Genomic DNA, 26538 nt, shown 5'->3' on the forward strand with positions numbered 1-26538 from the left:
CATTCAATCGCCTTTTCCGAAAAGCTGCCTGATGCGCCCCCAGATGACGCTCCATACGAGGCTGCCCGCATTGAACTTCGCGGACGATGCCGATGCAGTTGCCGCGGGCGTCGCGCTGCCGCCGAGCTGCGCCGTGATGCGTGCGCCGAAATCGGCGATCATGCGGCGCACGAAATCCTTGACGAGCCCCGAGCGCGAAAACTGCGCGAGCGGCCCCTGCAACATGTATTCGAGCGTGACGGCCACGCGCGTGCGTGCGCCATCGTCTTCGCTGCTCAGGACATACGTCACGTCGCCATTGGCGCGCGAGCGGCTGATGTTGTCCTGTCCGGCTCCGCGCATCACCGCGCGATGGGCGGCGGCGTCGCGTTCGAGGCGCGCGGCGCCCGCGAAGTTCGCGGACATCGGGCCGAACTTGATCGCGATTCTGCCCTTCACGCTCTCGCCATCGTGCTCGACCAGTTCCGCACCGGGCAGGCACGACGTCACCGAAGGCAGATCGCCCATGAACGCCCAGACCTTGTCGAGCGCGAAGGGCACGACGAAGCTGTCGTCGATCGCGGTCCAGCCTTTGCGCAGTGTCGCCGGTTGATCCGTCGATGCAGTGCTCGCGGCCACAGGCGCTTGCGGCGCGCTCGCCGGCGCGGCCGCGAATGTCTCGAAAGCCGGCGCCGAAATCGTTGCATCGCTGACGATTGCGCGCGTCACGGGCGTCTGGGCGACCGGATTCTCCCTCAGATCCGCGAGCACCGCCCTGATCGCCGCGACGATGCCCATATAGCCCGTACAGCGGCACAGATTGCCCGACAGTTCGAGCCGGATGCGCGCTTCGTCGGCATCGGGAAAGCGTCGCACGATATCGCGCGCGGTGATCAACATGCCGGGCGTGCAGTAACCGCATTGCAGGCCGTGATGAATCGAGAAGGAACGGCGCAGGCGCTTCATCAGCTCGTCATCGTCGAAGCCCTCGATGGTGCGAACCTTCTGCTGGTCGCATGCGACGGCGAACGTGATGCACGAGCGCACCGGCTCGCCATCGACGAGCACGGTACAGGCGCCGCACACGCCATGCTCGCAGCCGAGGTGCGTGCCGGTCAGATTCTGCGTATCGCGCAGAAAGTCGCCGAGATGCACGCGCGATTCGACATCGCCACGCACGGAACGGTCGTTGATAGTGAGTTCGATGACGGACATTGCAGTCTCTTTAAACTGTAATCGCATTCGATACGCCGAACGCCTGCGCCAGACAACGCTCGAGCGCCGCTGTATGAATCTGCCGGTCGATGCCGTCCGCGTTGGGCATCACGCGTGCCACGGCCTGAGCGAGCGCATCTTCGGTGGCGGCGGCCGGGCCGCGCTGCGCGATCTGTCGTGCGAGCTCATCGAGTGCGGCCGGCGGCCCGTCGAGTGCGCCGAGCACTACGCGTGCGAGCCCGGTGCGTGCATCGAATGCGGCAGCCGCGCTCGCATGCGCGAATTCGCCGGTCTTGCGGCAGAGCTTGTAATAGCCCCATCGAAGCGTCGCGCCCAGCTTCGGCAGCAGTACGGCGGTGATGATCTCGCCGTCTTCGAGCAGCGTCGTAAATGCGCCGAGCATGAACTCGCTCACGCGCACCTGACGTGTTCCTCCTGCCTTGGAAAGCTCCAGACGCGCGTCCAGCGCAGACAATGCCAGCGGCCAGTCCGCAGCCGGATCGGCATGCGCGAGACTGCCGCCGATGGTCCCGCGATTGCGAATCGCACGATACGCAATGCCACCCGCCACATACTGCATGTAGGGATGACGCACGAGCGTGTGCTTGCCATCCTCGATTTCCGCATGGGTGACCGCGGCGCCGACGCGCACGAATTCGCCCGCTTCGGAAACACTGCGCAGGTCCGCGATGCGCGATACATCGACGACGCGCCCTGGACGTGCAAGACGCAGGTTGAGCATCGGGCCCATCGACTGGCTGCCCGATATCGGCTTCGCGCCGCTCAACTCCCTGAGCGCGTCGGGCAACGAGGCCGCTCTCACATACTCGAACGCAGCGGCTTTCATCCCGCCACCTCCTGACTCAGTTCTTCCTTGCTTGCCGCCTTGCGAGTGCCCGCGGCTTGAATCGCCGCGAGCAGACGGCGCGGCGTCAACGGTGTCTCCGATACAATGGCGCCGAGCGGCGTGAGCGCATCGTTCACGGCATTGAAAAGGGCAGCCGGTGGCGCGATCGCCCCGCCCTCGCCCACGCCCTTCGCGCCGAACTCCGTATAAGGCGACGGCGTTTCCATATGAACGATCGTAAGCGATGGCAATTCGGTCGGTCCCGGCAACATGTAGTCCGCAAGCGTCGACGTAAGCGGCTGCGCGTTGTCGTCGTAGAGCGTCTCTTCATAGAATGCGGTGCCGATCCCCTGCGCCGTGCCGCCGATCGTCTGCCCTTCGACGACCATCGGATTGATCATGCGTCCGCAGTCCTCGACGATCACGTAGTCGAGGATCTCGACATGGCCCGTCTTCGGGTCGACGGCGACTGCCGCGGCGTGCGTCGCGTAGCTGAACGCGCCCGTATCGACCTTCGGCTTGAAGCCCTGGGTCGCTTCGAGGCCTGCGAGATTCACGCCCGCGGGCAAGCGCTCGGGACGCAGATACCATGCGGCCGCAATGTCCTGAATCGACACGCGCCCCTTGGCGCCGATGACTTCACCGTGCTCGAAGCGTACGGCGTCCTGTTCTTCGCCCAGCAGATGCGCACCGATGAACAGCAGGCGCGGCACGAGCTCGCGACACGTCGTGGCAACCGCGCCGCCCGCCATCACGATACTGCGCGATGCATAGGTGCCCGTCGAATAGGGCGTGAGCGCCGTATCGCCATGCACCACCTTGATCTTCTGCAGCGGCACGCCGAGCACTTCGTTCGCGATTTGCGCGAGCGTCGTCTCCATGCCTTGTCCGTGCGAGTGAATGCCCGCGCGCACTTCGAGGCCGCCATCGGCGGTGATGCGCACGGTCGCGAGATCGTAGCCCGGCACGACCGGCAGGCCCCACGACGCGAACACCGCCGTGCCATGCGCCGATTGCTCGGTGAACGTCGCGAAGCCGATGCCGACGAGTCGTCCGTCGTTCTCGCCCGCCTTCTGCCGGGCGCGCCACTTGGGCACATCGAGTTGCTGCACCGCGCGCCGCAGGCTTTCCTGGAAGTCGCCGCTGTCGTAGTGCTTCTTCACGACATTCGTATAAGGCATGTCCGCGCCGCGCACGAGATTGTCGTGACGCACTTCCCACGCCTCGCGCCCGACCGCGCGCGCGATTGCATCCATCGTCAGCTCGATCGCGAAGCACACGCCCGTGCGCGCCACGCCGCGATAGGGCAGAAAGCCGGGCTTGTTGGTCGCCGCGCATTGCGTGCGGCAGCGATATCCCGAGAAATCGTAAGGGCCGGGAAGATTGCCGAGCGCCTGTCCCGTTTCGAGACCGATCGTGAAGGGCCACGCGGAATATGCGCCGCCATCGATCAGAAGCTCGGCATCGAGCGCGAGCAGACGGCCGTTGTGATCGGCATACGCGGTAAGCTCGTAATGATGCTGGCGCGAGTTCGCCCCTGCGATCAGATGCTCGCGCCGATCCTCGATGAAGCGAAACGGCGTCTTGTAAGTCAGCGCGAGCCACGCGATACACAACTCTTCCTGCTGAAGCACGCACTTGTAGCCGAAGGCGCCGCCGACATCGGGCGAGATGACGCGCACTTGCCCATGCTCGATGCCGAGACACTGCGACAGCACCGTGCGAATCATATGCGGCACCTGCGTCGACGTGATGACGACCAGTTGCGAATGCGTGTGATCCCAGTACGCGAGCACGGCCTTGCCTTCCATCGGGACCATGCACTGGCGTGCGAGATCGACCTTTTGCTTCACGACGACGGGTGCGTCCTTCGAACGCTCGTCGAAGTTGACGTCGGCCTTGAGATCGAGAAAGAGATTGTCGGTCCAGTGATCGTGCACGCGGACGTCGGTGCGTTCGCGCGCGACGAATGCGTTCGCGAAGGCCGGAAGCTCGTCGAGATCGAGCTCGATTTCTTCGGCGACATCTTCGGCCAGCGCACGCGTCTTCGCGAAGCACATTGCAACCGGTTCGCCGACGAAGCGCACTTTGCCCGATGCGAGCGGCGGATGCGAGGATGGCTTGTACGTGGGCAGGCTCGAATCCGCGACAATATCGGTGGCGGTGCGCATATCGTCGCGCACGATTACTTGCCCTGCAAAACGCGCGGGCTTGCCGATGCGCACGATACGCGCATGCGCGACGGGGCTGCGCAGGAACGCGACTTCCTGCAAATCGGGAAAGGTATAGTCGGCGACGAACCTGCCCTTGCCATGCAGATGCCGCTCATCCTCGCGACGCCTGACACGCGCCCCGACGCCACCGCTTTCGGCGGGCGCTTCAATGTGTTCGATATGACTCATGCGCTCTCTCCCAACGACGTTCAGACGGGATAGGCGAGATCGTTGGCGATCATCGCCGTGTCGTACACCGCCTGTCTCTCCTTCAGCAAAAGAACGTTACCATTGCGCGCGAAGCGGTCAAAAAGCCTGCCTGCCTGATGCAGCGTCGTCGCGCCTTCGACGAGCGTCTGCAAGAGCATGTAGTTGCTCTGCGCGACGATTTCCTCGTCGGTCGCGTTCAGAATGCGCACGTTGGAAACGAAATGCAGCATCTGGCGCGGCGCGAACATCTGCGTGCGCGCGATGGCCACCGCGCGGTCGCGCAACATGCCGCGCCCTTCCGCATACACCAGCCCGACCGGAAAGCCGTTCGCGACGTTCTCGTACTCGGTCACGCGATAGAGACAGTTCTCGGTGAAAAACTCGGGCCAGCGCTCAATGTCGCCGCTATCCAGGGCCGCGCAATACTCCGCATGAAAATCCTCGACCGCGGCGCGCGCGATGAGCGCCTTGTCGTGCGCGATGTTCTGCTTCTCGAATCCTGGCAACATCTAGAACTCCATCACTTCACGATAATGTTTGTACATGGCGCGAATGGCCGCCTCGGAGATCAGATTGTCGGCCGTGCCGATCTTGTCGCCGTCAAGCCTGATGATGCTGCGGTCGCTCACCGAGCGGCGCACGCCTTCCTGGACGAACTTCATCGCTTCGTTGTCTTCGAGGCCGAGAAAGCCGGACGGTCCCATCAAATTGCCCTGGCGCAGACGGTGACGCACCATGTCTTCCGTGTCGTCTTCATAGCCGAACATCGTCCAGAGCATGATCATGCTGTTCGGTCCGTTCGGTACGATATGGCGCACGCCCAGCGTGTTCATCTCGCGCTGCACGATGAGATTCGGCCAGATCGTCTGCATCGTCACGGACCATTCTGAATCGAACTCCTTAACGAACTCGAGGAAGCGTTCGTCGCTCAATGTCATGCCGTCGTGGAACGAGCGCATCTCCTTCTTCTTGTCCTCGTCGATGGTCGCGTAGAGCGAATCGCTTTTCGCGGAGGCCATCGTGCCGTGGATGCCGTACTTGCTGTCCGCGACCATCGCCGAGCGGTTGCCCGCGACGAGCAGACCGAACACGACGAGAAACGAGTGCAGCAGCGTCGCGTGATACGGGTCTTTCAGATTCTCGTGATACATCTTCCAGTTGCACGGCAGCTCGTTCTTGTAGACGCCGAGCACGCGCAGGCGCTTGCCGTTGAACACGGCGTCGAAGTCCTCGAGGATCTCGGGTGTGAGATAATCCTCGAGCGATTCCATGTCATGCGTGAACGAGGCGAACACCACGCCGTTGCGCGTCGCGACCGCGAGCTTCTTCAGGCCGTGCGCATCGTTGCGGAAATCCTTCGGCATACCGCCCAGCTTGTTTACGCCGCGCCTGAACGGCACGCCCTGAAGATCGCCCTTCAGGTCATACGACCATTGGTGATACGGGCACACGAATTCCTTGTTGTTGCCGCGGCTGTGGCGGCAGAACTCTGCGCCGCGATGCGCGCAGCGGTTCTCGAACACGTTGATCGAGCCGTCTTCCGCGCGCGATACGACGACCGGCGTCGGTCCCACATAAGACCGCTTGAAATCGCCGGGATTCGGCACTTCCGCTTCGAGCGCGACAAAGTTCCAGGTGCGGCCATGAAAGATGCGCTCGACTTCGCGTGTATACACCGCTTCGCTCGTGTACACCCAGTCCGGGATGCATTGCAGCCCTTCTTCGGGCCACACGAGCCCTTCGATCGGCGGATTTTTTGATTGAGGCGTATGAGCGCCGATGATCGTTTCAGACGAGTACACCTTGATCTCCCGAGTGTGTTGAGCGAGTCAGCTTCCCGATCTGGCGCAGCCTCACCGTGGGGTCGGCGAGCATGCCGGCATCGACTATTGCGCCTTCTTCGACGAGCCGCCTGATCGCGCGCAGCTCGCCGCCCTGATTGATCGCGAGCACGTGGACGATGACACCCTCGCGCAGTCCCATCAGCACGGTTTTTCCGTCCGCGCCCGCGCGTTCGATCCATTGATCCACCATGCCATCGGGCATGCCGAGCATCTGGATGTTCCAGTCGTATTGATCGGTCCAGAACCAGGGCATCGGCGCATAGGCGGTGACATCGCCGACGATGTTGCGCGCCGCGACGATCGCCTGTTCCTGCGCGTTCTGCCACGATTCGAGGCGCGTCGCGCGATCGTTCGCGCCATACGGGAAGTTCGCGCAATCGCCAGCGGCGTAGACATCGCCTGCGGAGGTGCGGCAATGACGATCGACGCTGATGCCGTTGTTCGTCGCGATGCCCGCGGCTTTGGCGAGTTCGTCGTTCGGTTGCTGGCCGATCGCGATCACGCACAGATCGAAGGACTCTGTGCCGATCTGCACACCGGTCGCGTGCTGATTGACCTGCAGTTGCGTCGCGTCGAACACGAAGCGCACGCCATGTGCCTCGTGCTTGAGACGCAGGCGCTCGGAGAACATCGGCGGCAACGCGCGACTCAGCAGGCTCGACGCGGACTCGAACACGCTCACCGCGAGGCCGCGCGTCCTGGCGCTTGCGGCGAACTCGAGCCCGAGAAAGCCCCCGCCGATCACCGCGACCGATTGCGCCGTCGCGAGCCGCGCACGCACACGCATCGCATCGTCGAGCGTGCGAAGATAGAACGCATGCGGACCTTCGGGCACGTCCGGCAATCGACGCGCGCGGCCGCCTGTCGTCAGAAGACAGTGGTCGTAGCGCAGTTCCCCGCCCTGTTCGAGCGTCGCGATGTGCGATTGCGTATCGAGCCGCAGCACGCGATCGTTGCACCATTCGATGCGCGCATCGCGATAGAGCTCGACAGCATGCACCCAGCCGTTGAAGCAATGGTCATCGTCCTGCGCAATGAGCACATCCTTTGAGAGCGGCGGCCTTTCATACGGCGCATGCCGTTCGTCGCCAACAAGCACGATGCGCCCTTCGAAGCCGTACGTGCGCAACGCCTGCGCCGCGCGCGCCCCGGCCTGTCCCGCGCCGATGATCAAAACAGTCTGCATGATGGTTTTCGCGCGCATCAAAGATCGACGTAGATTTCGCCGCCTTCCACCTGCACGCCGTACACGCGAATCGCCTGCGTAGCCGGTGCGCAGAGCGCGGCGCCCGTGCGGATATCGAAACGCCCCTGATGCAACGGACATTCGATGCAGCCATCTTCCATGTAGCCGTCACTCAAGAGCGCGAACTGATGCGTGCAAACGTTGTGCGTGGCATGCACTTCTCCGTCGAGCAGATAGAGCGCGATACGCTCTTCGCCGATCGTCACGCCGAGCGGTTCGTCTTCCACGAGATCGGCGAGCTTCGCCGCGAACTGGAGTGCCATCTGTCGCTCCTTCGAAATTGCTCAGTATGCTGATGAACTTGTTGAACGTATGCTAGCAGGACTTTTCGGCGAGTCAACCGATCAAAAATAATGGCTTTCCCTAAGAGAAAAGGGCAAGAGCACGCCGGGCTCTGTCTCGCGCGCGCGGCTATGCGATGATTCGAGGCTTGCTCACGAAATCCAGTACAGACGCTCAGGCGCGTTTGTTTCGCAAGAGCCGTGGCACGGGCGCGATGCTTTGCTACATGGGTCACGTGCTGACCGATAATCGGCATGGCCTGGTCGTGAACGCACAGGTCACGCAGGCCAACGGCGCGGCCGAGCGAGACACGGCGGCACAGATGCTTGCGGACGCCGCGCGAGTCGCCGGTACGTCCATTACCGTCGGCGCTGATAAAAACTACGATACGTCGGATGGCCTGGCTACGCTATCAGTCAGCGCAAACGCAAATGCATTGAGAAGGTGCTTGGTTGGAGCAAGCCAGTCGGGAGGATTCGGCAGGTGATGTATCGAGGTCTGAAGCGCGTCGACCAACTCTTTGTCCTGACTCAGGCAGCCTACAACCTGACGCGCATGCGCACGCTGGCCGTTCGGGCGGTATGAGCGCGAACGCGCAGAAGAATGCGACATCAGCAACACCTGAATCGATAAAGTTCGGCGCCGAATCAGTCGGGACTTTACGCCGCGTTGGCCCTCTCGAATGAGCGGTTGCCCGTTCAAGAAAGGATATTTCAACAGCCTGCTAGGACAGCATCTCGATCACAGTGTGCGGGCTCGGTCGGGAAGCCGCACAGGTGGGTTCTGTGCCATGGCGGGCTCGAGCTGACGAACAGTCGCGAGCTTGCCACCGGTTAAAACCCCGACAGCCGTAAATAGCCAAAACACGACATTAGGATCTAGCCGCTATACGGTCACGGTCGGATGGTTCTCTTTATGCGATGATGCACCGCTCAATAAACCGCAACGGGCATGCCACTCCCGGCGCGAGAGGGTGGCAACCAGAATTCGATATTGCCGGGCGTGCCTGCCAGGCTGGCGGGCAACTGCTTGAATTTGATGTCTTTCCGTCCAGACGCCCGACTGTAGAATTCTGCCAGCGCCTCAGCGCAAGGCTGGTCTTCCGCAGTTGGGTATAGGAAAGTTGGCTGGCCCCAGACGAATGGCGGAGGAAGCCCACGACGTTCCGCAGTCGCGACGACATTTTCGAGACCCATGACCTTAATCCCGTTTACACCCTCGAGGAGGTTCAGGATCCCCTGCACTGTTTTATCTGACTCTTGATAAACGTGTGCATACAGCCTGCGCGACGACCCGTCTGTCGAACACACGCTTTTCAGGGTGTTCAATAGAGTCTTCCTCTCCGCGTCGCCTAACACCGGCGACCGTGGCGGACCAATTGTCGGGAGGGACGTAGTGGCCCCGGGGACGGCCGCGTTTTTTCCCGATGTTGCAGTCATCAAAACCGAGTTCGCCAAACCTGTTCCGCGCTCCGCCTTAGCACCATTGGCCAGAACGATCGGCTGCACGATGTTGGTTCCGTCCGCGTAGACATCCCGACGTGTTACACACTGATGCATGCTCGATCCATCAGGCGCGTCGGTCTGCGGAGCGGACACGCGCGTTAAGGGTTTCGCCAGCGGCGTCCAGTACCACGTCCACAAGCTCCTCGGCGTGACGATAGAGCCCGACTCGTATAAAGCCGGGAAATAGGCGAGGTAGCAACCAGAATCATCAGCCGGGCAGAACTGCTTTGCCGCGTCGCGAATGCTGCTCATCTCGGCAGCATGGGGGGCAACGTCGCCAACGGCGTTGCTTGCGTCGTTCAGCGCGGCGAGCGCCGCCGCCAGCTTCGCGGGGACAACACAGTTCTGATCCACCTCCGCAGCCGCCGCTTTCAAAGCCGTGAAGTAATTGGCGCGGCTGCTATCGCCGGAATGCAGCTGACTTTGCACCGCCTGCCATACGCCAAGCAATGCACTAATCGACACGCCAATGCCGAGCGATGTACGCACTGTCTGCTGAACCCGGGCGCGACGACTGTCCGCCGGTTGTACGGGTTGTAGCGACTGGGCGGTGACAGACGAACTGCTGGAGATGGGAGCGACAGGCAACGTCATGGAGCGTTTGCACAACTCGGGTATGGCGCCCAGAACGCCCGGCGTCAGCACGCGTCCGAACTCGGCGCCCAATGCGTGATAGCTCTCCCACTGCTGTTCAGAAAAAAGCTGATGAGCGGTCGATTCCTGCGGAAATACCGGATTTCTATCCGCGTAGCCGACGACATCAAGCGGCATGGTCTCGGTGCGACGTGGCTTGATGATCAAAAGACAGCCAGTCTTGCCATCGCAGTACGTAATGCGGGCGAGCAGCATGAACTCCGGGCCAGAAGCCGACACGATCGAATAAGGTGTGCCAAACCAGGAAGAGTCGATATCCACCCGTGCCGGAAGCGTTGCGGGGTCAATGAACTCTATGTCTGCGTCGAAGTCAATTTTAGCTTTTCGGAATAGATTCTCGACGTCACCAAAGAGATAATCGGGATCGGCGGCGGCATCGACGAGCACGATCAGCGGAAGCCCGCGCTTAACCAGTGCGTAGACGCCCGTGTTTTCGAAATGCCCTCCGTCGGACGCGTACCAATACCGGCCCCGCAGTCCAGGAAACGACCCGAAAGCCTCCGCGTGTACCGCACGATACTTCGGAATCAATCTCCACCGCGGCATTTTCAGCGGCTCGGCAAGGAGATTGCGCATCCAATATCCTAATCGCAGACCGCTCATGTAAAGCAGGATCGCAACGCCGCTACGGGTGTAGAAGCCCATGCCCGATGACACCGCGGCACCCGATACCGCCGCCCATTCCGCGAGCGACGTGTAAGCGCTACCGTTGCATGCCTCCGGCGGTTCCGCGCCGGTTTCGAATCCACACGGTCCGACAGTCAGCGCGATGCCGCGACGATCCGCACTGTAGTTTCCCGTACGGTCGTCGCGTGTTTGATTGATGCAACAGTTGATCAGGTGCAACGGGCCGCCGAAACGATGAGGATGATAGTCCGCAATCGGGATGTCGTCTCCCGGCAGCGCCTCGTCGACTCGCCTCACTGTCCCCTTTCGCAATCGGTTTGCTTCGCAGTCGAGACCGTCGGGAAAGCGCCTCTTATTGCCGACCGAAGTATAGGCACGCGCGATGCGTGCTCGATACAAATAGTGCAATGAACCAAGATTCAGCGACTCGATCTGCCACCCGGTCCCGAGAATCATAAGGAAGAGCAACCCTAAGATGAGCGCGAGACTTACCAGCCGGCTTGCGTCGCGGTTCTGATCGCTGAAAGAGGCTGGAATCCATTGGATTATCGTGTTTGGGTAGTACTTGCTTTGCCCATAGATCAGGAAAGTCAGGACCAGCATTGCCAGATAGACGATTACGATTACCGTTAGCCAACCAACTACGTGTGCGACCCGAAGCCAGTCGACATTGCGGATCAGAACATTGGTCGAATTGCCCTGCAGGGACGGCATGGCGGCCCGCACCACCGCAAGCAGCGCAATGAGTCCGGCTCCAGCAGAACTCAGATTGGAAAACAGCGATCAATCTTCGATGGTCGATTTCGCGAAGAGCCACCAGGAGGTGGAATCGAGCAATGCAGCAAGGAGTGCCAGGACGAGCAGGAGCAGCATGCCACGTAAAGCCGCAGTCAGGCCAAGGCGCTTGAGCGCGATTCCATTTGGATCGTCGCATGCGCGCCTGTCGTCATCGAACAGTATCGGGCGCCCCCACGTCCACCAGGCAAGATACAAGCTGCCAGCTATTTCCGAAGCAGCGACGAAGCTTGCGGCACCCCATGCAAAACCTCGAGCGGAATTCAAGCACCACGGCTTGGACATCTCTGCGCTCATGAAAGAGTTCCACGGGGAAACCAACACCAGAATGGCGATGGCCATCCAGGCGCCGATGGCCCACCAGCGCTGCGCGAGCAGGTAGTACGCCCACATGCAGATCGCCGTGAGCATCGCCGGCAAGACAGCGACGATAAGCCACACCGACGGCAACCACTGTGTGCATGCGGACGACACGCCCCAATCAGGCCACGTCCACACTATTGCGTGTGGCACGCAAACGAGGCCCACCGCCGCAAAGACCAGGAGAAGAAAGGAGAACTGCGACGATATCCATCCACGGATCGCTGCGGCGGCAGCAAGCCACTCGTCCTTGGCGCCCGCGGGTATCAGATATCGACCATTGTGCCTGAGCCACCACAAGAACATCGAGCGATCGTCTGCAAGACAGCTTTCGACTTGCAGTCCCTTCGCCTTCTCGCTGAACAGCCGACCGAATGCCACGCCGACATAGCCTCCACCCGATACAGTAGAGAGGTAGTCGAAAAGATGAAGGGAGCCCTGCTTAGCAAGGCCGCGCATGACACCGAGCGCGAACGTCGCGCTTCTTATGCCCCCACCGGAAAGTGCCAACCCATATGTCATTCTTGACTCCGCGGCGTCGTCCTCGCCGCTCGCATCGCGGCGCAACTTGACGAACGCAGCTTCTAAGTCAACCGAACCTTGCGGCGCATCGGCATCGACCTTTGCTTCAACAGTGGGCTTCGGCATGACGATGTGCCCTCGTGAGAGCGCGTACGTGCTTCCTGAATATGACGCGCCGATAAAGACAAAGGAAATGGCGAGCGCCCCGATATGCTCCATAGCAATCGGCCAGGAGCGCGGTCGCAAGATAGACGCAACGCCTGACGACGGTACGGATCATGATCCGATCAAACTACCGACAATTGACTCTGTGCCATTTGACTATAGGATCCGCAATGAACTTGAAGCGTAGGACACGCGAGCCCCTAAAGCAACGCGCGCTTTCGGCCCCTACCCGCCATTCACGAGTTGATGCTTTAAGAACCATCCCATGAGGCCTTTTTTCCCTTGCATCGACGATGCATGCCCGGCTCACCGGTCGCGACCTGTGATTCAGGCATATGATCTCAATTTCGTACGATTCATGGCCCGTACTCAGCCGCGGGGCGACCGCTGGTACTGCAGCTCCTTCACCTGCCGATCTTTTCCGGCGACTGCACTTCGTTATTCGGTCCGTTTCCCCAGCGCAGTCATGGGTCTGCATACCGATCCCTCGACTCATCTCGACGGTTCGGCCCAGAGCCGCCTTATCGCCTTATCGCCTTATCGCCTCAGCGGCTTCTTCGACGCAACATGATCGTTGTTGGGCAATCCGTGACCTCATGAAAGTCCGGCGTGGTCCGGCCCGTATGGCGCGGATGCCGCAAGGCTCTTCTTCGACGACTAACGAAGCAAGGCCTGCCGTTTGCGCCTCCGGAGTACGGGGAGGCTAAACGGATTGCGGAGAAAGATTTTGCTTGAGAAAAGCAACGACCCTCGCGAACGCAACGCGCGTCGAATTTTCAGCCTCGTTCGCGTCGTTGTATTCCGCGAGGTCGTATTCCCTCGTCAACAAGGCATGCGGAAAATCACGGTCGTTCTCCATCGGTCTTGAATCGGGGTACTCGTGAAGGGTGGCATTCTCGCCGAACGCCTGCGCAATCCGCTTTACGCGGCCATGAAAACTGATACGGTCGCATTTGAACCGCTGCACGATCACAGGCACCTTGTCGCGCGCGCATCGTTGGGTTGCAGCGTGAAAGTCTTCATCGGAAACATTGACCTGCTGCATCCATTCGCCAGCGCCGCTTCCAAAGAGCCAATACCGCATGGATAACGGTATCGCCGGTTGCGAAATGATCCCGGCGCGCACGCTCGGCTCGATCACCATCGGAATGACGAAGGCGCCCGTAAGACACATGCCGATCACGCCGATCCGCGCGTTCGCGTTATCGTCGCTGATCGAGCGCGCCAGCGCACGCAGCCAGTCGCACACCGGCGCAGATTCGTTGGCCTTCAGGCGGCCGAATTCCCTGCTTATGCAAAGCCGCACGAAGTTGGGGAAAGACGCTTCCCAAAGCATCGGGCCATAGAGATGCGGGGCATGCACGCGAAAGCCCTTTCCCGACAATCGGTCGATAAAACCCACCGTGTACGTGTCGAATCCCGGCAACTCGTGCATGACGATCACATCCGGTCCCGTGCCCTTGACATAGACGATGTGTTCATAAGCGCCATCGCTGAACGGGTAGTTCGAGAACCCCAGCTTCTGCATCGATTCGTCGGGAAGAGGATGCGTCGACGGTGCCGCGTGCGTCTTGACGCTGGCAAGCAGAGGTGTTCCGGCGGCGACCTTAATGAAGTGGCGTCTTCCTCTGCATCGCATGACGATCTCCCGATACGAACGGTCATTGACATGAGCCCATGCGGTCGAAACGACTTCACGTATCGGTCGATTCGATCGGAGCCGCACTTCAGCGTTCTTAAAATATCGCTGTGGCCTTTACGGCGCGCTAATGGTCTTGTGCCTGGACTCGTGGTGCACCTGCGCCGCCGCCCGGTTTCACCGAGACCGATCTTGCCTTTGCTTTCCTGCCCTCGTCCGTGTCGCTGAAAATCTGCCGGACGACATCGAGCAATGCGGGATTCATCACATCGCCGTGCCCGTTGATGACCGTGTCCTGCGCCACGACGTTCCAGACCACCGTATTGACGTTTCCCGTGCCGGGCCCGCCCGCGACCTCAAGCGTGGCGCCGCCGCAGAACCTTCTGGTCCAAGGCTCGTGCTCGCGCTGCTTGCTTGTGATCAGTGTGATCTGGTCGTCGGCCATGTCGTTCTCAAGCCTCTTGTTGTTCGTGACTCTGGCGTCCAGCTCCGGGCCCTTTGTCGTCAACAAGTCCCCCACGCTGGTCCAGGTTCCGCACGGCTCGGTGAACGTACCATCCTTGGGCCTGTTGAGGTTATGCGTCACATAATCCTGCATGTTGCCCGGGGTCTGCTTGATCGCGGTAGCCTGCTCGTCCGACGACGTCGGTCGCTCGAAAAGCGTGTTGACGAAGCGTCCCGCAGGAAAGGCCAGTCGGGTGGCCTGGTCGGTGGCCGACGTGATCGATACAAGTACCGGCGCCTCGTATCGTAGCGCAGGATCCCGGCGCTGAGCCACGGTGAAGAGCGGCTGGAAGCGCGAAGACTCGAAGGCAGGATTGACGAGCACGATCATGTCCGCCACGCGATCGACGGATTCGAAAACCTGAGCCGAATCGTCGCCGAGATTGACGCTCCATTCGGGATCCTTCAGCCCCTTGAGGTCCTTCTTGGCCGAGAGCGACTCGATCAATGGCCCCGACGTCGCCGTATAGAGTATCAGTCCGCCGAAGCTGTGACCGATCATAAGAGACCGTACGGGCGGCACCGGATCGAAATTTTGCAGCGCCATGGTGTTGTAATACCGGCGCATCGAACGAAGCCTCGCGAACAGCTCGCGCACGGATCCGACCGCCACGCGCGAAGCCGTGTCCTTGCGGGTCCAGAACGTGATATCCAGAAGCGGATTGCCACTTGCGGTCTGCCATGGGTTGCCCCGCCACCCGACATACACGCCTATCACCTTGCGCATGGGATCTTTGTCGCCCTCGTGATATAGCTCGTCCGCAGCCGCGCGCTCAAGCAGCCTGCGAAAGTCGCGAACGTTGTCGTCTTCCGTCATCGCGTTGTGCTTCCATCCATGAACGAAAAGGATGAGCTTCACCTTCTCGCCTTTTGAAAGCAAAGTGCGCAAGCGTTGCATCAGCTTGTCGATCTGTTGCGACGGATGTTCGTCGGGCTTCGATTCATCATCGGCGTAAGTCCAACCCTGATCGTCGAACTCGACGAAATGTAGCTCGTACTTCGAATCGACGATCTCCGGGGTGACACGGGCGCATTCAGAGTCGACGTCGCCATCCTTATTTGCAGGACATGTCCGCTCAGGCGCCTCGGGATCGAGGATCTTGCCCCGATACGCATGGCGCGACGCACAACCGAAAAGTATCAGCGTTATTGCTATCGCGATCAGAAGTGATGCCAAGCGAGTGGCCATGAGATCCACCTCGTCGAATGGGCGCGCGGACGCAATGCTATCGGCCGCGCCTTGGTGACGCGGTCGCTTCGTTACTTACGCAGACTAGTACCACGCACATGATCGCCGGCCCCAACGGCCGCCCCGACATTGATCTTGTCTGAATATGCCTTGTGCGTGCGCGAGGGTCCTGGAGCGGCCCGCCAATCCCATGCACGCGTGGCCCAGGTGGGCAACATTAGGACGGACCTCAAGCTATACGTGCGCAAAGAACACATGCCCGACGAACTGTTTGCCTAGCCACCAGTGCGGCCCTGCGCTGCCGTACATGTAGTTCGTGCCGCCGGCCTGACTCTGCAGCGGCTGCGTGACATTGCCGGCCGCATCGCGATCCGCCTTGTGCGCCTCGGTTTCGGGAACGACCACCGAAATGTGACCCGGCAAACCGTCGGTCGCACGATCGGCGCAGATCACGCCAACGCCGCCTGCGTTTGCGATGGCCTGCAACTCCGTCAGATCGCTGAAGCGCGTCCAGCCGAAACTCTCGCCGAAATCAAGCAGCCAGCGATACAGGTCATCCGCGCGCATTTCGCGCACCGTGGTGTCATACGCCGCGACGACCTTCTGCCCTTTCGCTAGCATCGCGATAGCCGAGCCCGTCCACCATACGCGAGGTAGATAAACGCCGGCCAGATAACAATAGTCCGCAGCGTAGACGTTGCAGAAGGTTTTGCCATCGCTCTTTTGATAGCGTTCGCTCACCGCAACATCGAGCCACTGAAGGATAGCCGTCAGCATCTTCACTTGCTTGGCGCCCGTTGCGTCGCTTCTTCGCGGCGCCCCGCTCTCCCCGATCACCGACGCACGGCTCGACGTCGATGTTCGACGCGCATCCTTGTTGTCCAGCTTCCAGTAGGCTTCGGGAAGCTTCGGCAAGGCGACGACTTTGCCTGGTGCCGCGAGCGCGCGCTTCATCGGCTCCAGATAGCCCGTGTGAACGTGCCCGGTAAATTCACTGCCGTTCAACGTGGCCTTCACCCGTGCCCAGTCGGGCGCGGACTGCCCCAACATCTCGACCTGCGCGCCGTGCGGCAGCACAGCGATCGGCGTATTGCCCTCGCGCGTCGGGACATTGCGCAGATTCAGGTTATCCGCGATGACCTTGAGCAGCGACGGTTTCGTCTTGCCGCCCGCGACTGCGCCAATTGGCTTGAATGCTCCGAAATCGTCCTTCGATGTCACGCACCGCTGCCATGCGCCGCTCTTGAGTCCGCAAAGCGGCTTCGCGGTAACGAACTGCTTGATGTCCCAGTCCTGATAGGCTCTCGAACCTCCCCAGCCGGTTGCTTCGGCTAGCCGGGTGAGCTGCACGAGCCCGGCGCTTTTCAGCGTCGCGCACGTCCGGCCCGAACCGTAGACCCCGATCCGATAATACGGCGCGCCACCAGACAGTTGCGAGATGCGCGCCGTCAGGCCCTGAAAATACGAAACGACGTACGCGGCAATCTGATCTTTCGAGACATCGGTATCCACCGCGAAGTAGATCGCCGAGCCATGAGGCTGTCCGATGGCGCCCGCAGCTTCGAAGGCACTCTGGCCATCCTGCTCGCCTCGATGGTGACTGAAATCCACCATCTCTCTCGCTCGGTCCTGATAAACGACGACGATGTCGATACCTGCACCCGACAGCGCATTCGCCTCGCTCGCCGAGATTCGTTTCTCGGGATCCTGGGTCGTGCGAGAGTAATAGCGAATCACGAATTGCAATTGATCCGCGAGGCACGTTGCATACTTCTCGCACTTTCGATTCGTCGACAGACCTTCGGGCATGGCTTACCTCATCGCGTTATCGGTTGATCTGTAAGATCCTTCGCCATTCATTTTCATCTCGACTACGAAACGGCGCGGACAAGCAAACGCGGCGGTCGCGCGCCGCCAGCCTCCGGTTCTGCGGAGCGATATTCGGCCGCACGTGCGCTTGCATGCGACCTCAGTCTCGCCGCTCGCAACCCGCTCCAGAACCTTGATACTCATCGACCGGCGACTTATCGTCGAATAACTTCACTCTCTGTTCGCCCTGAATTACGCCCATTCGGATGTTGTCGTTCTTCAGACGATCTCTTATGTATCGCAAGGTGACATTGGCGCCGGGCAAGGCGGCCAACTCGTTCGAAAGCGGTACAAAGAAATAGTCCCAATGCACCGGTATCACGAGCGAAGGACGTGTGCAACGAATCACGTTGTCGTAATAGCGCGCGTGATAGTCGATGCTCTGCATGCCGATCGCTCCGATCGACAGAAACACGATCTCCGCATGAACGCCGTATAGCTCGCCTTCCTCATAGTTCGCCGACGAAACCACCAGCATGCGATGCTTTCCATGCGTGATCAGGAGATCGTAGGTTGCACCCTCGACATAAGCGCTTTCCCACTGCGGCTGCGGCAGCGGCGCGCGAATCTCTTCTCCAAGGTTGTCGTTGATGAGGGGAAACGCCGGCGAATGCTTTGATGGAATGGGCGTCACTTCGAAGTCGCCGACGCCTACCGGCTGCCACCTGGCGAAGTGCTTAAGCTGTGCGTCCGGAAGTTGCGCGCCTGAGCCGATGTAGAGCGTGCTTTGCGTGCCGAAAAGCGGCGCTTTCGTGCGCTGCGCGATATAGCCCGCATCGAAGGCGTGATCGTAATGCGAGTGCGTGATGAAAATAGCCTTGATTCGGTCCGCTTTCACATCGGTCAGAATGCGGTCTACTTCTTTGCGATCGGTCTCGATGCGCGCGAATGTTACTTGAGAAACGGGCAGGCGCGAGAGAAACGCGTCCACGAGAATCTGCGTGACGCCGTCGTCGAAAAGCAAAGTGGTCGTGCCGAGAAACGTGACCGATATCGTGCCGGACGGGGTGTCACCACCGAATGCCGGAAGACGCTCATCGTCGAAAGCGGCAAGCGAAATGCCTTGCGCACTCGCGCAATACATTACCCATGCGAACATCCCGATCAGCAGCGCTATCTTCATCGCGCAATCCTCAAAGCCATCGTCGCCCGGCTCAACGCCGCGTTCTACATCACGCCGCTATGGCGTCCCACGTCAAGTCATGTCGTGCGCGCTTCAAGGATGTTCGCGGAGTCGCGACTCGGAAAAAACACAGGTTTCGCCGTCATCATGGAAATACTTCTGTAAGCATAGGATATCTATCTAATATACTTTGCATCGTGTTTACACGGATTGAATGCTGAATAACTTCGTCGTGGTTTTAGTGGCTCATCTTTCTTTGCCTTGGGGATCGATCGAATGACGAAGCCACATGTAGGCCGTGCATTGGCGTAACGATCACGGAGACGCCAAACCGGCCTTATTCTTCTGATATTTATAGCCTCTTGAATCGAATGCACTCGGTGATCGTGGCGCACATCTTTCGCGGGCTTTCGAACGGCGCGCTCATCTTCGGACAAATGTCTTTAACGCCGCTGAAAGCACGATCGCCCAAGCGCGTCAGAAAGCGACGCGCATGCCACGGAAGGTCTTGTCGTCTGAAGGCACTTTTTTGTTCGTGCAGTTCTCGCGGCCGCCGCCGTCGTCGCTCAGCAGATAGAGTTGTTTCGTCCCGGCAATCTCGAACAACCCCTCGATGTGCAAATCAGGCGGACTGATATCCTTCCAGTGCACCGCGGCCGCGCCGGGTTCGCCGCTCCATTTGTAGATCGAGAATTTCGAAGACGGCGTCCCCGGCACGCCATCATCGAGAGGACCCGCGACGATAAAGTACTCTGAGCCGACCCGCTCCATGCTGCGAATCCCGCGCTGACCGAGATCGAGCCGTATGAGGTCGCCGAAGACGGGCGCCGCGTTCTGCTCGACAACCGCGGCGGGATTCTTGAGCTTCAGGACGAGCGCCATATCCTTCTCTCCCGAAAGCGGATTTCTGAAACCTATTAGCAAGCCGCCGTCCTCAGTGGCGGCGAGCCCTTCTATATTCAAACCTTTCGGCTGTTCGGCGCCCCGCGCCGATGCATCGCGCAGCTCGGAAAAACGCTTGTCCGCCGTGATCGCCTCCAGCAATCCGTCATAAGGCTTCGTGCCGATCTGTTTGACCGTCGGCTTTGCACGAGTCGTATCGATGCGCGTCGCGAACAGCCGATGACGTGTCGGCCTGAGCTCGGCATTCGTATTCCGGCTGTGCGAGCCAATCCAATAGATTCGATCGCCAATTCGTGCCGCGCCTTCGAGGTCGGCTTCCTTCTTGCCGTCGCTGCCGCGCAAGAAGTCCCAGAGGTCTACGGTGGTCACATAGTCCGGCGAGTCGTATCGGTAGACGACGAGGAGATTCATTTCATCATCGGCAACGACGAAGTGACCCGATCCGAGATCGATACCCGCCGAGGCGCTGCAGATGCCACGATACGTGGTGACCGATTCGGCAATGGCCTGCGATGCGAACGTAGCGATCACGCAAGCGCAGGCAGCGACAAGACGCAATGGAGAGTGGCGCATCGAATGAACTCGCAAAGCGGATCTCTCTTCTCGCAGAATAGCTTCTGGAGCAAGGCTAGTAATGCCGACTGCTTCGTCTCTCTGGTTCGTCATCGAGGCTCCCGAATAGGTGTATGGCGCTACTGCGACTGGCGGCTCTCCTCACTAGTTCGCGAATAGCTCACCGAATTAGTCTGATAGACGCGCATCACTGCCCTCCTTACTTCTGGATGGCGGCAAAGCAATACCTTTCATTCAAGCCAAATAGAGGCGTCTCGTCAAGTTTGTATTTCTCACCGGTCTGGAGTGCGGCCGACGCGGTGAGACAGATGATTTCGTATCGATTGTGAGTGCAACTTCGGCATGCGAAGAGGTCTCTTTATGGTCGCGTCATCGTGCAGCATCGATCTTCGAGGAAATCCGTCAATACCATCATCGCGGACAACAATACGACGGCCCTTCTCGAAATCCTGATCTTGGCTCCGATGAAATCGAAGCCGAGATCGGCCAAATCGGAAATCGTCAGTGGAAGACTTGCGGGCGGCGTCACGGTCATGCTGCCGAGAAGTTTCATCACGTAGCCGGAATAAATCGCGGAGCAAATTTCGCCGCCCGAAAAAGCCAGTCCGAGCAGACGCCCTTGCGGCAGGGCGTTGGTGTCGATTTACGACTGACCGTCGGGAAAACGGTCAGTGTCGCGCTGAGCCGTTTCAGACAGTCCCGCGACCATTCCGGCGGCCCGCCGCATCGTGCCAAGCGGAATTTCATGATTTCATCCTTCTACTGCGCGCGATGGAAGCGGCGCGACGAGCATCGGCCGCGCGCTCAGAGGCCGTCGTCGCCCTGCTTCACCTCCAGGGCCACCGGCGCCAGACTCGAGCAACTTTTTGCCTGCGCCTGCAGCACGCGCTCGAGTACTTTGCGCGAACTCACGCCCGCAAACGTCTCAAGCATGTTGGCCACGGCCTCGTTATTAAGCGCCGACACATTGGCGCCGCGAATGATCGCGCCCACCCCGGCCGACGAGAGCGCTTCACCGCTCGACGCGAGCATGTCGATTCGCGTCATCAGCGCATCAGGTTGCGCGTTGGCGTCAAGGCATTCGCTGCCCTCGAACAGGCCACTGACGCACGCCGTGGATTGATGCACCGAGGTCGGGTGCGGACCGTTGGCATCGAAGATCGCCTCAATCAAAACGCGGATCATCTGCGGCCCGAACTCCGACGCCTTCGGATAGGTCGCCTGGGGCGCCAACGACTGACCGCTGACGATGCTCACCCCGAGTCCGGCAAACTGCACGGAAAGCCCGGCGCGTGTGACGAAGCTCGTCTTGCCGAGCGCGAGCGAAGCGCACAGTCCGCCGGCGTTCTTCCCGCACAGGGCGCCTATCTCGCTCGACACGATCTGCTTGACCTGAGCGGGCGGCAAGGCGTTGTCGAGCTTCGCCCCGATGCGCCGCGAGATCGCTTCGCTCGCGAGCGCGGCCTCGCCGTTTGGATCGAAGGTGGAGGCGATGAACTGGCCGCCGCGAAAGTACGCATCGAAATAGGTGGAGAGGAAGCGCGCGATATTGAACAGTTGTACATGGGTGCGCAGCGCCCCCTCATCGACTGGCTGACCCGGCGCGTCACCGAAATCCCGCAGGATGCGTCCCGCCGAAAGCAGCGTGATGACATGGAACGCGCGGAATGCTGCAATCCGCTGGAAATCGACAGACAGGCTTTTGCGCTCCTCGTCACCAACCGTGGTGACCTTGCGTGGCCGCAACGCCTCGTGTTCCGTACCGGACGGAGCCTGAGTCGCGGCTTGCTTGTCCGAAGGCGCGCTCGTTTGCAGCGGCATCAGATCCGAGCGCGACTGCGCCTGTTTGAATGCGAGTGTGTCGATGATCCTGAGCCCGAGATTGGCGGCGGCGAGCGCGTCGCTGGAAGGGAGCAGCTTGCCGATGTCGGACCCGATCGGCTCGTTGAGCCACGGAATCTTGGGGATCAGTCGTCCCGCCACTGTAGGCGGCTTCTGTCCAGTGTTCCGGGCGGCGTTTGAATCCGCCGCCTGATTCAGTAGTTGGACGGCCGCTTCGATGTCGTTCAAATCGAAGAGCAAGACCCTGGGGTCCGCCACGAACACTTGCCTCGCCCTCGCCCACGCAAAGGCTTCGTCCAGCTGTCTGACTTCAGCCGAGGGTGCAATGCCGTTGATTAGTGTCTTGGCACCAGTTTCGGAAGGTGTGTCAGGCTTTGGCGCTGCACATGTTCGATAAGGCGTGGCGATGACCGTCGCATTCTTCATGCCAAACGAAGTACATCCGCTCAACGCCAGAAGGAGAAATGCAACAAGCGCGGCGAACGTGCGTGGATTAAACGACGATTGACAATCGGCAGAATTTGCATTGGCCTTGCGACTGATAAACGGCTTAAGCCGTATCGAACAGGAACGGAACATATCACCTCCCTGACGCACCACACTTTGTTATTTGCGGCCTTCTGCAGCTGCGTCCGGGATATGCCCGGCAACTCACGCTCCCCGATTGCGACGAGTCGTATGGATCGAAGCATAGTCGTCGGAATGGACGCTTGAATAAGTGGCAACCCTTATTATTTATTTTTTATTGAATCGTGTGAGCATTCCTTAGGAGACTCGAAGCGTTTGCTTAAACGGGAAACATCGCCTATTCATGAAGACGCGATGACCAGCGTTTTTCGCGCGACGTTCATGTTTCGGTGAATGTCGTGCCTGGTCCGTTCGAACGCTTGATCCGGAGACCCGCATGGACGCATTTTCATCTCCGTTTAGCTGGCTTGGCCTTCCGGTTCAGCGCATGTTGTGCGCGGTGCTTGTCCTTGCCGCGGTGGGTTTAGGCTGGTATCTGACGAGCGAGCAGGCCATCCTGAGGCCGGTTTTAAGGCACGGCGTAATTGAGCTCGAAGCGCCGTGGAGCGCTACGCGCGCTCAAGCGCTCTTTAATGGGCTCACTTCCGCGCATTTGATCGACGAGGTGCGTCGCCAGATCTCATGGGACTTTCTATTCCTCGTGATCTACCCGCTCGCGCTATCCGTGTCGTGCGGACTGCTCGCTCGCGCGCTCGGCGACAATTTCTATCTGATCGGCACGGCAATTTCCTGGGGCGTGCTCATGGGGTGCCCGGTAGACGCTGGCGAGAATTTTGCCATGCTACGTATATTGGGCGGCGCGAAATCCGAGTTCTGGCCGCACCTCGCCACCGTCTGCTGCTCGATCAAGTTCACTTTGGCTGGAGGGGGCGTGCTGTTCAGCGTCATAGGTTGCCTCACGCTCGTCACGCGATGCGTATGTCGCGCGTTGTAGATGCAGGACTGAGGTCAGACTCGATCGGTCTTGCGAGCAAGCAAATCGGCTTAGCGGTCGGCGTGTCTTTCTCGACATTGGTCGTCTACGCACATCATTGCTCACAAGCTTCCTCAACTCGCATACCTGCGTATCCACCTGCGGCAGCAGCGACATCGGACAGACATAAATGAAACTCTGGCTTATCTCTGAAGCACTTGAGCTGAGTGACTTCAGCGCATCCGATACGCTCGCGAGATCGCTTTGGCTTGGAGACGAATCGAGTGCAAAATCGGTTTCTCCGCGGTATCTCGAAAGAGCTCTGGTGGACCCCTTTCCTGCCTTGAGCATCGCTTTCTCCGGGACCATGTATAGAGAAGGTGACAATGTCTACATAGGTCGCGGGCTGCCACTCTCCAGGGAAGAGGATGTAATCGAGGTGGTGGAATGCTGCGCTATCAATCCGACGTCTGCTCTGCTCAAAAGTGCGGTCTCCGATTGGAAGGATCTGATGACCATTGGGGGTCCCGCCAGATTGCCGGATTTCGTCGACAAGGTTGCCTTCGACACGTACCTTCGCAACAAGCGATCAGAAACCGATCCCGACCACGAAAAATTAAAAGCGATAGAGTCGGACATACTCGACTGGTTTCGCCCTCGTCACGTTCCGGGACCGCAAGCCTCGTCGCCGGGTGTCGTCAAAGCGTATTGCACCTTGCCAGGCGAACTTCAGATTATCGTTCTCTTTCTCGCTTACAGACTCGGAACGAAGCACTGGGCAGGATTGCGCCGGCTGGTCGAAACACGAGACTGGCAATACTTCGCGAGAGTGATTAACAACCCGTCACGCGAATGCAGTTCGCGGGAAGCCGCTTCGGCGTTGCGGCAGATCGAGGCATGCCTCCTCCACTTCCCGGAGGCTCGCAAATTCGTGCTCGACCACCTCAAGTCTCAGCCAATGGTCGGGCATCGCGCACTCGCCGAGGAGTACGAGCGGATCTCCGGGATCCGGTACTGCAAGTTCCCGACGGACCATATTCAGGACACGATGCTCACGCATGTCGATCGTGAAGGCCACGGATTGAACGCGATCTGCCTGTCCGGCGGGGGAATCCGTAGCGCTTCGTTCTGTCTGGGCGCGCTTCAGGTGCTGGCCTCTCACGGCCTTTTCGGACGCTTTCACTACATCTCGACGGTCTCGAGCGGTGGGTATATCGGAACGGCATTGACGCGCTGGATGTCGGCGAAACAACGGGACGACAAGCTCACGCCAGAGGAAGCATTACGCTTCGCCGAAGAGGAGCTTGCAAGATTGCGCTCGGCGGATTACGTGAGAAACCGCATGACCGGTACCGATTTCGAAGAAGAGGGCCCGCTCACTTGGCTGCGAATGAACAGCAACTACCTCGCGCGTCGACTAGCGCTGTTCTCGGCCGACGCGTGGACCATCGTGGCTGTTTACCTGCGCAATCTCTTCATCGTATGGATCATCTTCTGGCCATGGATCAGCGGATTTCTGCTCCTGCCATGGTTCGCGGTATGGCTCGGGCAATACAAGAACTTCGATTTCTGGATCAGTCCGACGTTCTGGGGCAGTCTCGGTTCCGCTGTCGGGGTCCTCGGTGCTACATACTCTACACCTCACGCGCTTCACGCCTCGCTACTGGTGGGAACGTTCATGGCGACGGGCATCGCCCGCCACCCCCGGGCCAGGGGCGGAGCTTCTTCGACGTTTGGCAGGCACGTACGTAATCGCGAAGGGGGCATGCCATGGATCCGTCGATTCCCCAACTCCACCGAAAAAAGATCCTGGCTTATTACGCAGTTGCGGTCCTGCTCTGTGCAGCAGGGAGCTACCTCGCCTACAACGGTCCACTATCGTCCGACGCGTGGCAGTGCTGGTCGGGGCCGCGGGCCTGGATCAGGGATGGGATACGGGCGGCCGTCGTCGCGCTCCTGTCCGCTTTCGCTTTGATCCAATTGCATGTGGCTGTCGAGGATCGATCCACAACGAGCGATGGTCTGAGTGCGTTTCTGCCCGCCGACAGATTGGAAAGGCCGCTTTACCTGGTTGCGTCTGTGCCCCTCGTCTCGCTGCTTTTTCTCGGGAAGAGTTTCAGGCAGGAACTCCCATTTCACGCGACGTGCTCTCATATTCGGATCACGGATGAATTGCGGCAGATCTGGATACCTTACTTGCCATATGTCCTATATGTCGTCGGGCTTTGGATACTGATTGTTTTTCCCGTGCTGATTGTACTCGTCCGGTTGATCAGGAAGGACGTCTCACGCCGACGCGAGGTACTCTTTCAATTGAACGGAAGCTTTCCTACGTTCGCTCCAGAGGATAACGAATTGGATTCGGGCTGTTTCGAGCAGATCGTGGTCGCGTTCCAGTCGTACGTCGGCTGGCTCAAAGAAGTCGCAGAACGGTACATAAGTCTGATTATTCTTGTCTCACTTGGGCTTTTATATGAACAATTAACGTCGAGCAAGCTTACGACGACCACTCAATCTCTAGACTGGGCTAAGGTTGCGCTTTGGTTCCTGCTGGGACCGTCCCTGATCGCGTTGGTCATGATCGTCGCCCTAGGCTATCAGGGGACCGCTCGCCGTGTTCAATCCGTCTATGGTAGATTTGCCGCCGGCCTGATCTTTCCGGGCAATTCAGCGCTGTTCGACAGAGTGACTAAGGAGCGCTCAAGTCTCATCTGGGAGCGCGGGCCGACCGACTTCGTCCTGAACGTACTGAAAAGCGCCACTGTCGCCGTTCCTCTCTTTATTGCGCTCGTAGCTTACGTGCTTCCCACTATCACAGGTGGCAACTGGGTCGAAATATTCTTGCCAAATTCCTTCATCGACATGATCCGGCATCTCTACTCCGGATGAGGCTGTTCGCTGCCGCATGCAAATCCGCGGTCTCGCTTTAGACCAGCGGATTTCGCCCTTGACGATCAGACGGGAACCGCAAACCCCAAACAGGCTCATTCG

General features: G+C 59.8%; 18 protein-coding genes and 1 pseudogene. 4 read left to right on the top strand and 15 right to left on the bottom strand.

The annotated features are described in order from the left end of the window. Nucleotides 1–3: 3 nt before the first annotated feature. The 7 genes from ACEN42_RS33710 to ACEN42_RS33740 are packed head-to-tail and all read right to left on the bottom strand — an operon-like array spanning nucleotide 4 to nucleotide 7817. A complete protein-coding gene (locus tag ACEN42_RS33710) occupies nucleotides 4–1194 on the bottom strand; it encodes a 2Fe-2S iron-sulfur cluster-binding protein (protein WP_371882983.1) in 1191 nt (396 codons plus the stop codon). Between the two features lie 10 nt (nucleotides 1195–1204). Further along, the gene (locus ACEN42_RS33715; protein WP_371882984.1) at nucleotides 1205–2041 is read right to left on the bottom strand and encodes a xanthine dehydrogenase family protein subunit M; all 837 of its coding nucleotides are present in this window, start codon (nucleotides 2039–2041) and stop codon (nucleotides 1205–1207) included. Next, nucleotides 2038–4443 (bottom strand): xanthine dehydrogenase family protein molybdopterin-binding subunit, encoded by a 2406-nt coding sequence (locus tag ACEN42_RS33720; protein ID WP_371882985.1) that lies wholly within the window; start codon nucleotides 4441–4443, stop codon nucleotides 2038–2040. The genes ACEN42_RS33715 and ACEN42_RS33720 overlap by 4 nt, the downstream gene beginning before the upstream one ends. A 20-nt stretch (nucleotides 4444–4463) precedes the next feature. Beyond that, a complete protein-coding gene (locus tag ACEN42_RS33725) occupies nucleotides 4464–4973 on the bottom strand; it encodes an aromatic-ring-hydroxylating dioxygenase subunit beta (protein ID WP_062255791.1) in 510 nt (169 codons plus the stop codon). After that, nucleotides 4974–6266 carry an aromatic ring-hydroxylating dioxygenase subunit alpha gene (locus ACEN42_RS33730; RefSeq protein WP_371882986.1) on the bottom strand — a complete coding sequence of 431 codons (1293 nt, stop codon included), beginning with the start codon at nucleotides 6264–6266 and terminating at the stop codon, nucleotides 4974–4976. It lies immediately after the preceding gene. After that, nucleotides 6253–7494, bottom strand: a complete 1242-nt coding sequence (locus ACEN42_RS33735; RefSeq protein ID WP_371882987.1) for an NAD(P)/FAD-dependent oxidoreductase — start codon at nucleotides 7492–7494, stop codon at nucleotides 6253–6255. Before ACEN42_RS33735 ends, ACEN42_RS33730 begins: the two co-directional genes overlap by 14 nt. Nucleotides 7495–7511: 17 nt before the next feature. Continuing rightward, on the bottom strand, nucleotides 7512–7817 hold the full coding sequence (locus ACEN42_RS33740; protein ID WP_238287730.1) for a non-heme iron oxygenase ferredoxin subunit: 306 nt from the start codon (nucleotides 7815–7817) through the stop codon (nucleotides 7512–7514). 176 nt (nucleotides 7818–7993) lie between these two features. On the opposite strand from ACEN42_RS33740, the pseudogene ACEN42_RS33745 reads away from it, so the two are divergent. Further along, nucleotides 7994–8421, top strand: a pseudogene (locus ACEN42_RS33745) (transposase); the annotation flags it as partial. 347 nt (nucleotides 8422–8768) lie between these two features. Here ACEN42_RS33745 and ACEN42_RS33750 read toward each other — a convergent pair. The 8 genes from ACEN42_RS33750 to ACEN42_RS33785 form a co-directional block, all read right to left on the bottom strand. Further along, nucleotides 8769–11336 (bottom strand): hypothetical protein, encoded by a 2568-nt coding sequence (locus ACEN42_RS33750; RefSeq protein ID WP_371882988.1) that lies wholly within the window; start codon nucleotides 11334–11336, stop codon nucleotides 8769–8771. A 69-nt stretch (nucleotides 11337–11405) separates the two neighbouring features. Further along, nucleotides 11406–12425 carry a patatin-like phospholipase family protein gene (locus tag ACEN42_RS33755; protein ID WP_371882989.1) on the bottom strand — a complete coding sequence of 340 codons (1020 nt, stop codon included), beginning with the start codon at nucleotides 12423–12425 and terminating at the stop codon, nucleotides 11406–11408. A 742-nt stretch (nucleotides 12426–13167) separates the two neighbouring features. After that, complete coding sequence (locus ACEN42_RS33760; RefSeq protein WP_374191229.1) at nucleotides 13168–13866, bottom strand: hypothetical protein; 699 nt, start codon at nucleotides 13864–13866, stop codon at nucleotides 13168–13170. A gap of 364 nt (nucleotides 13867–14230) precedes the next feature. Further along, entirely contained in the window at nucleotides 14231–15796 is a 1566-nt protein-coding gene (locus ACEN42_RS33765) for a hypothetical protein (RefSeq protein WP_371882991.1), read from the bottom strand. Between the two features lie 234 nt (nucleotides 15797–16030). Continuing rightward, entirely contained in the window at nucleotides 16031–17605 is a 1575-nt protein-coding gene (locus ACEN42_RS33770; protein ID WP_371882992.1) for a glycoside hydrolase domain-containing protein, read from the bottom strand. A gap of 160 nt (nucleotides 17606–17765) precedes the next feature. Next, a complete protein-coding gene (locus tag ACEN42_RS33775) occupies nucleotides 17766–18788 on the bottom strand; it encodes an MBL fold metallo-hydrolase (RefSeq protein ID WP_371882993.1) in 1023 nt (340 codons plus the stop codon). A gap of 477 nt (nucleotides 18789–19265) precedes the next feature. After that, nucleotides 19266–20357, bottom strand: a complete 1092-nt coding sequence (locus tag ACEN42_RS33780; protein ID WP_371882994.1) for a DUF3616 domain-containing protein — start codon at nucleotides 20355–20357, stop codon at nucleotides 19266–19268. A 711-nt stretch (nucleotides 20358–21068) separates the two neighbouring features. Continuing rightward, complete coding sequence (locus tag ACEN42_RS33785) at nucleotides 21069–22685, bottom strand: hypothetical protein (protein WP_371882995.1); 1617 nt, start codon at nucleotides 22683–22685, stop codon at nucleotides 21069–21071. A 325-nt stretch (nucleotides 22686–23010) separates the two neighbouring features. Here ACEN42_RS33785 and ACEN42_RS33790 point away from each other — a divergent pair, with 325 nt between their 5' ends. The 3 genes from ACEN42_RS33790 (at nucleotide 23011) to ACEN42_RS33800 (ending at nucleotide 26436) form a co-directional block, all read left to right on the top strand. After that, complete coding sequence (locus ACEN42_RS33790) at nucleotides 23011–23568, top strand: hypothetical protein (protein WP_371882996.1); 558 nt, start codon at nucleotides 23011–23013, stop codon at nucleotides 23566–23568. 169 nt (nucleotides 23569–23737) lie between these two features. After that, entirely contained in the window at nucleotides 23738–25522 is a 1785-nt protein-coding gene (locus tag ACEN42_RS33795) for a patatin-like phospholipase family protein (RefSeq protein WP_371882997.1), read from the top strand. Nucleotides 25523–25743: 221 nt separating this feature from the next. After that, entirely contained in the window at nucleotides 25744–26436 is a 693-nt protein-coding gene (locus ACEN42_RS33800; RefSeq protein ID WP_371882998.1) for a hypothetical protein, read from the top strand. The last annotated feature ends 102 nt before the right edge of the window (nucleotides 26437–26538 follow it).

It is taken from the genome of Caballeronia sp. S22 (assembly GCF_964261745.1).
Lineage (GTDB): Bacteria > Pseudomonadota > Gammaproteobacteria > Burkholderiales > Burkholderiaceae > Caballeronia > Caballeronia jiangsuensis.

Coding starts and splice junctions, on each gene's coding strand:
- ACEN42_RS33710 (WP_371882983.1), bottom strand. CDS start 1,194: ATGTCCGTCATCGAACTCACTATCAACGACCGTTCCGTGCGTGGCGAT.
- ACEN42_RS33715 (WP_371882984.1), bottom strand. CDS start 2,041: ATGAAAGCCGCTGCGTTCGAGTATGTGAGAGCGGCCTCGTTGCCCGAC.
- ACEN42_RS33720 (WP_371882985.1), bottom strand. CDS start 4,443: ATGAGTCATATCGAACACATTGAAGCGCCCGCCGAAAGCGGTGGCGTC.
- ACEN42_RS33725 (WP_062255791.1), bottom strand. CDS start 4,973: ATGTTGCCAGGATTCGAGAAGCAGAACATCGCGCACGACAAGGCGCTC.
- ACEN42_RS33735 (WP_371882987.1), bottom strand. CDS start 7,494: ATGCAGACTGTTTTGATCATCGGCGCGGGACAGGCCGGGGCGCGCGCG.
- ACEN42_RS33740 (WP_238287730.1), bottom strand. CDS start 7,817: ATGGCACTCCAGTTCGCGGCGAAGCTCGCCGATCTCGTGGAAGACGAA.
- ACEN42_RS33750 (WP_371882988.1), bottom strand. CDS start 11,336: ATGCCGTCCCTGCAGGGCAATTCGACCAATGTTCTGATCCGCAATGTC.
- ACEN42_RS33755 (WP_371882989.1), bottom strand. CDS start 12,425: ATGCCGAAGCCCACTGTTGAAGCAAAGGTCGATGCCGATGCGCCGCAA.
- ACEN42_RS33765 (WP_371882991.1), bottom strand. CDS start 15,796: ATGGCCACTCGCTTGGCATCACTTCTGATCGCGATAGCAATAACGCTG.
- ACEN42_RS33770 (WP_371882992.1), bottom strand. CDS start 17,605: ATGCCCGAAGGTCTGTCGACGAATCGAAAGTGCGAGAAGTATGCAACG.
- ACEN42_RS33775 (WP_371882993.1), bottom strand. CDS start 18,788: ATGAAGATAGCGCTGCTGATCGGGATGTTCGCATGGGTAATGTATTGC.
- ACEN42_RS33780 (WP_371882994.1), bottom strand. CDS start 20,357: ATGACGAACCAGAGAGACGAAGCAGTCGGCATTACTAGCCTTGCTCCA.
- ACEN42_RS33785 (WP_371882995.1), bottom strand. CDS start 22,685: ATGTTCCGTTCCTGTTCGATACGGCTTAAGCCGTTTATCAGTCGCAAG.
- ACEN42_RS33790 (WP_371882996.1), top strand. CDS start 23,011: ATGGACGCATTTTCATCTCCGTTTAGCTGGCTTGGCCTTCCGGTTCAG.
- ACEN42_RS33795 (WP_371882997.1), top strand. CDS start 23,738: ATGAAACTCTGGCTTATCTCTGAAGCACTTGAGCTGAGTGACTTCAGC.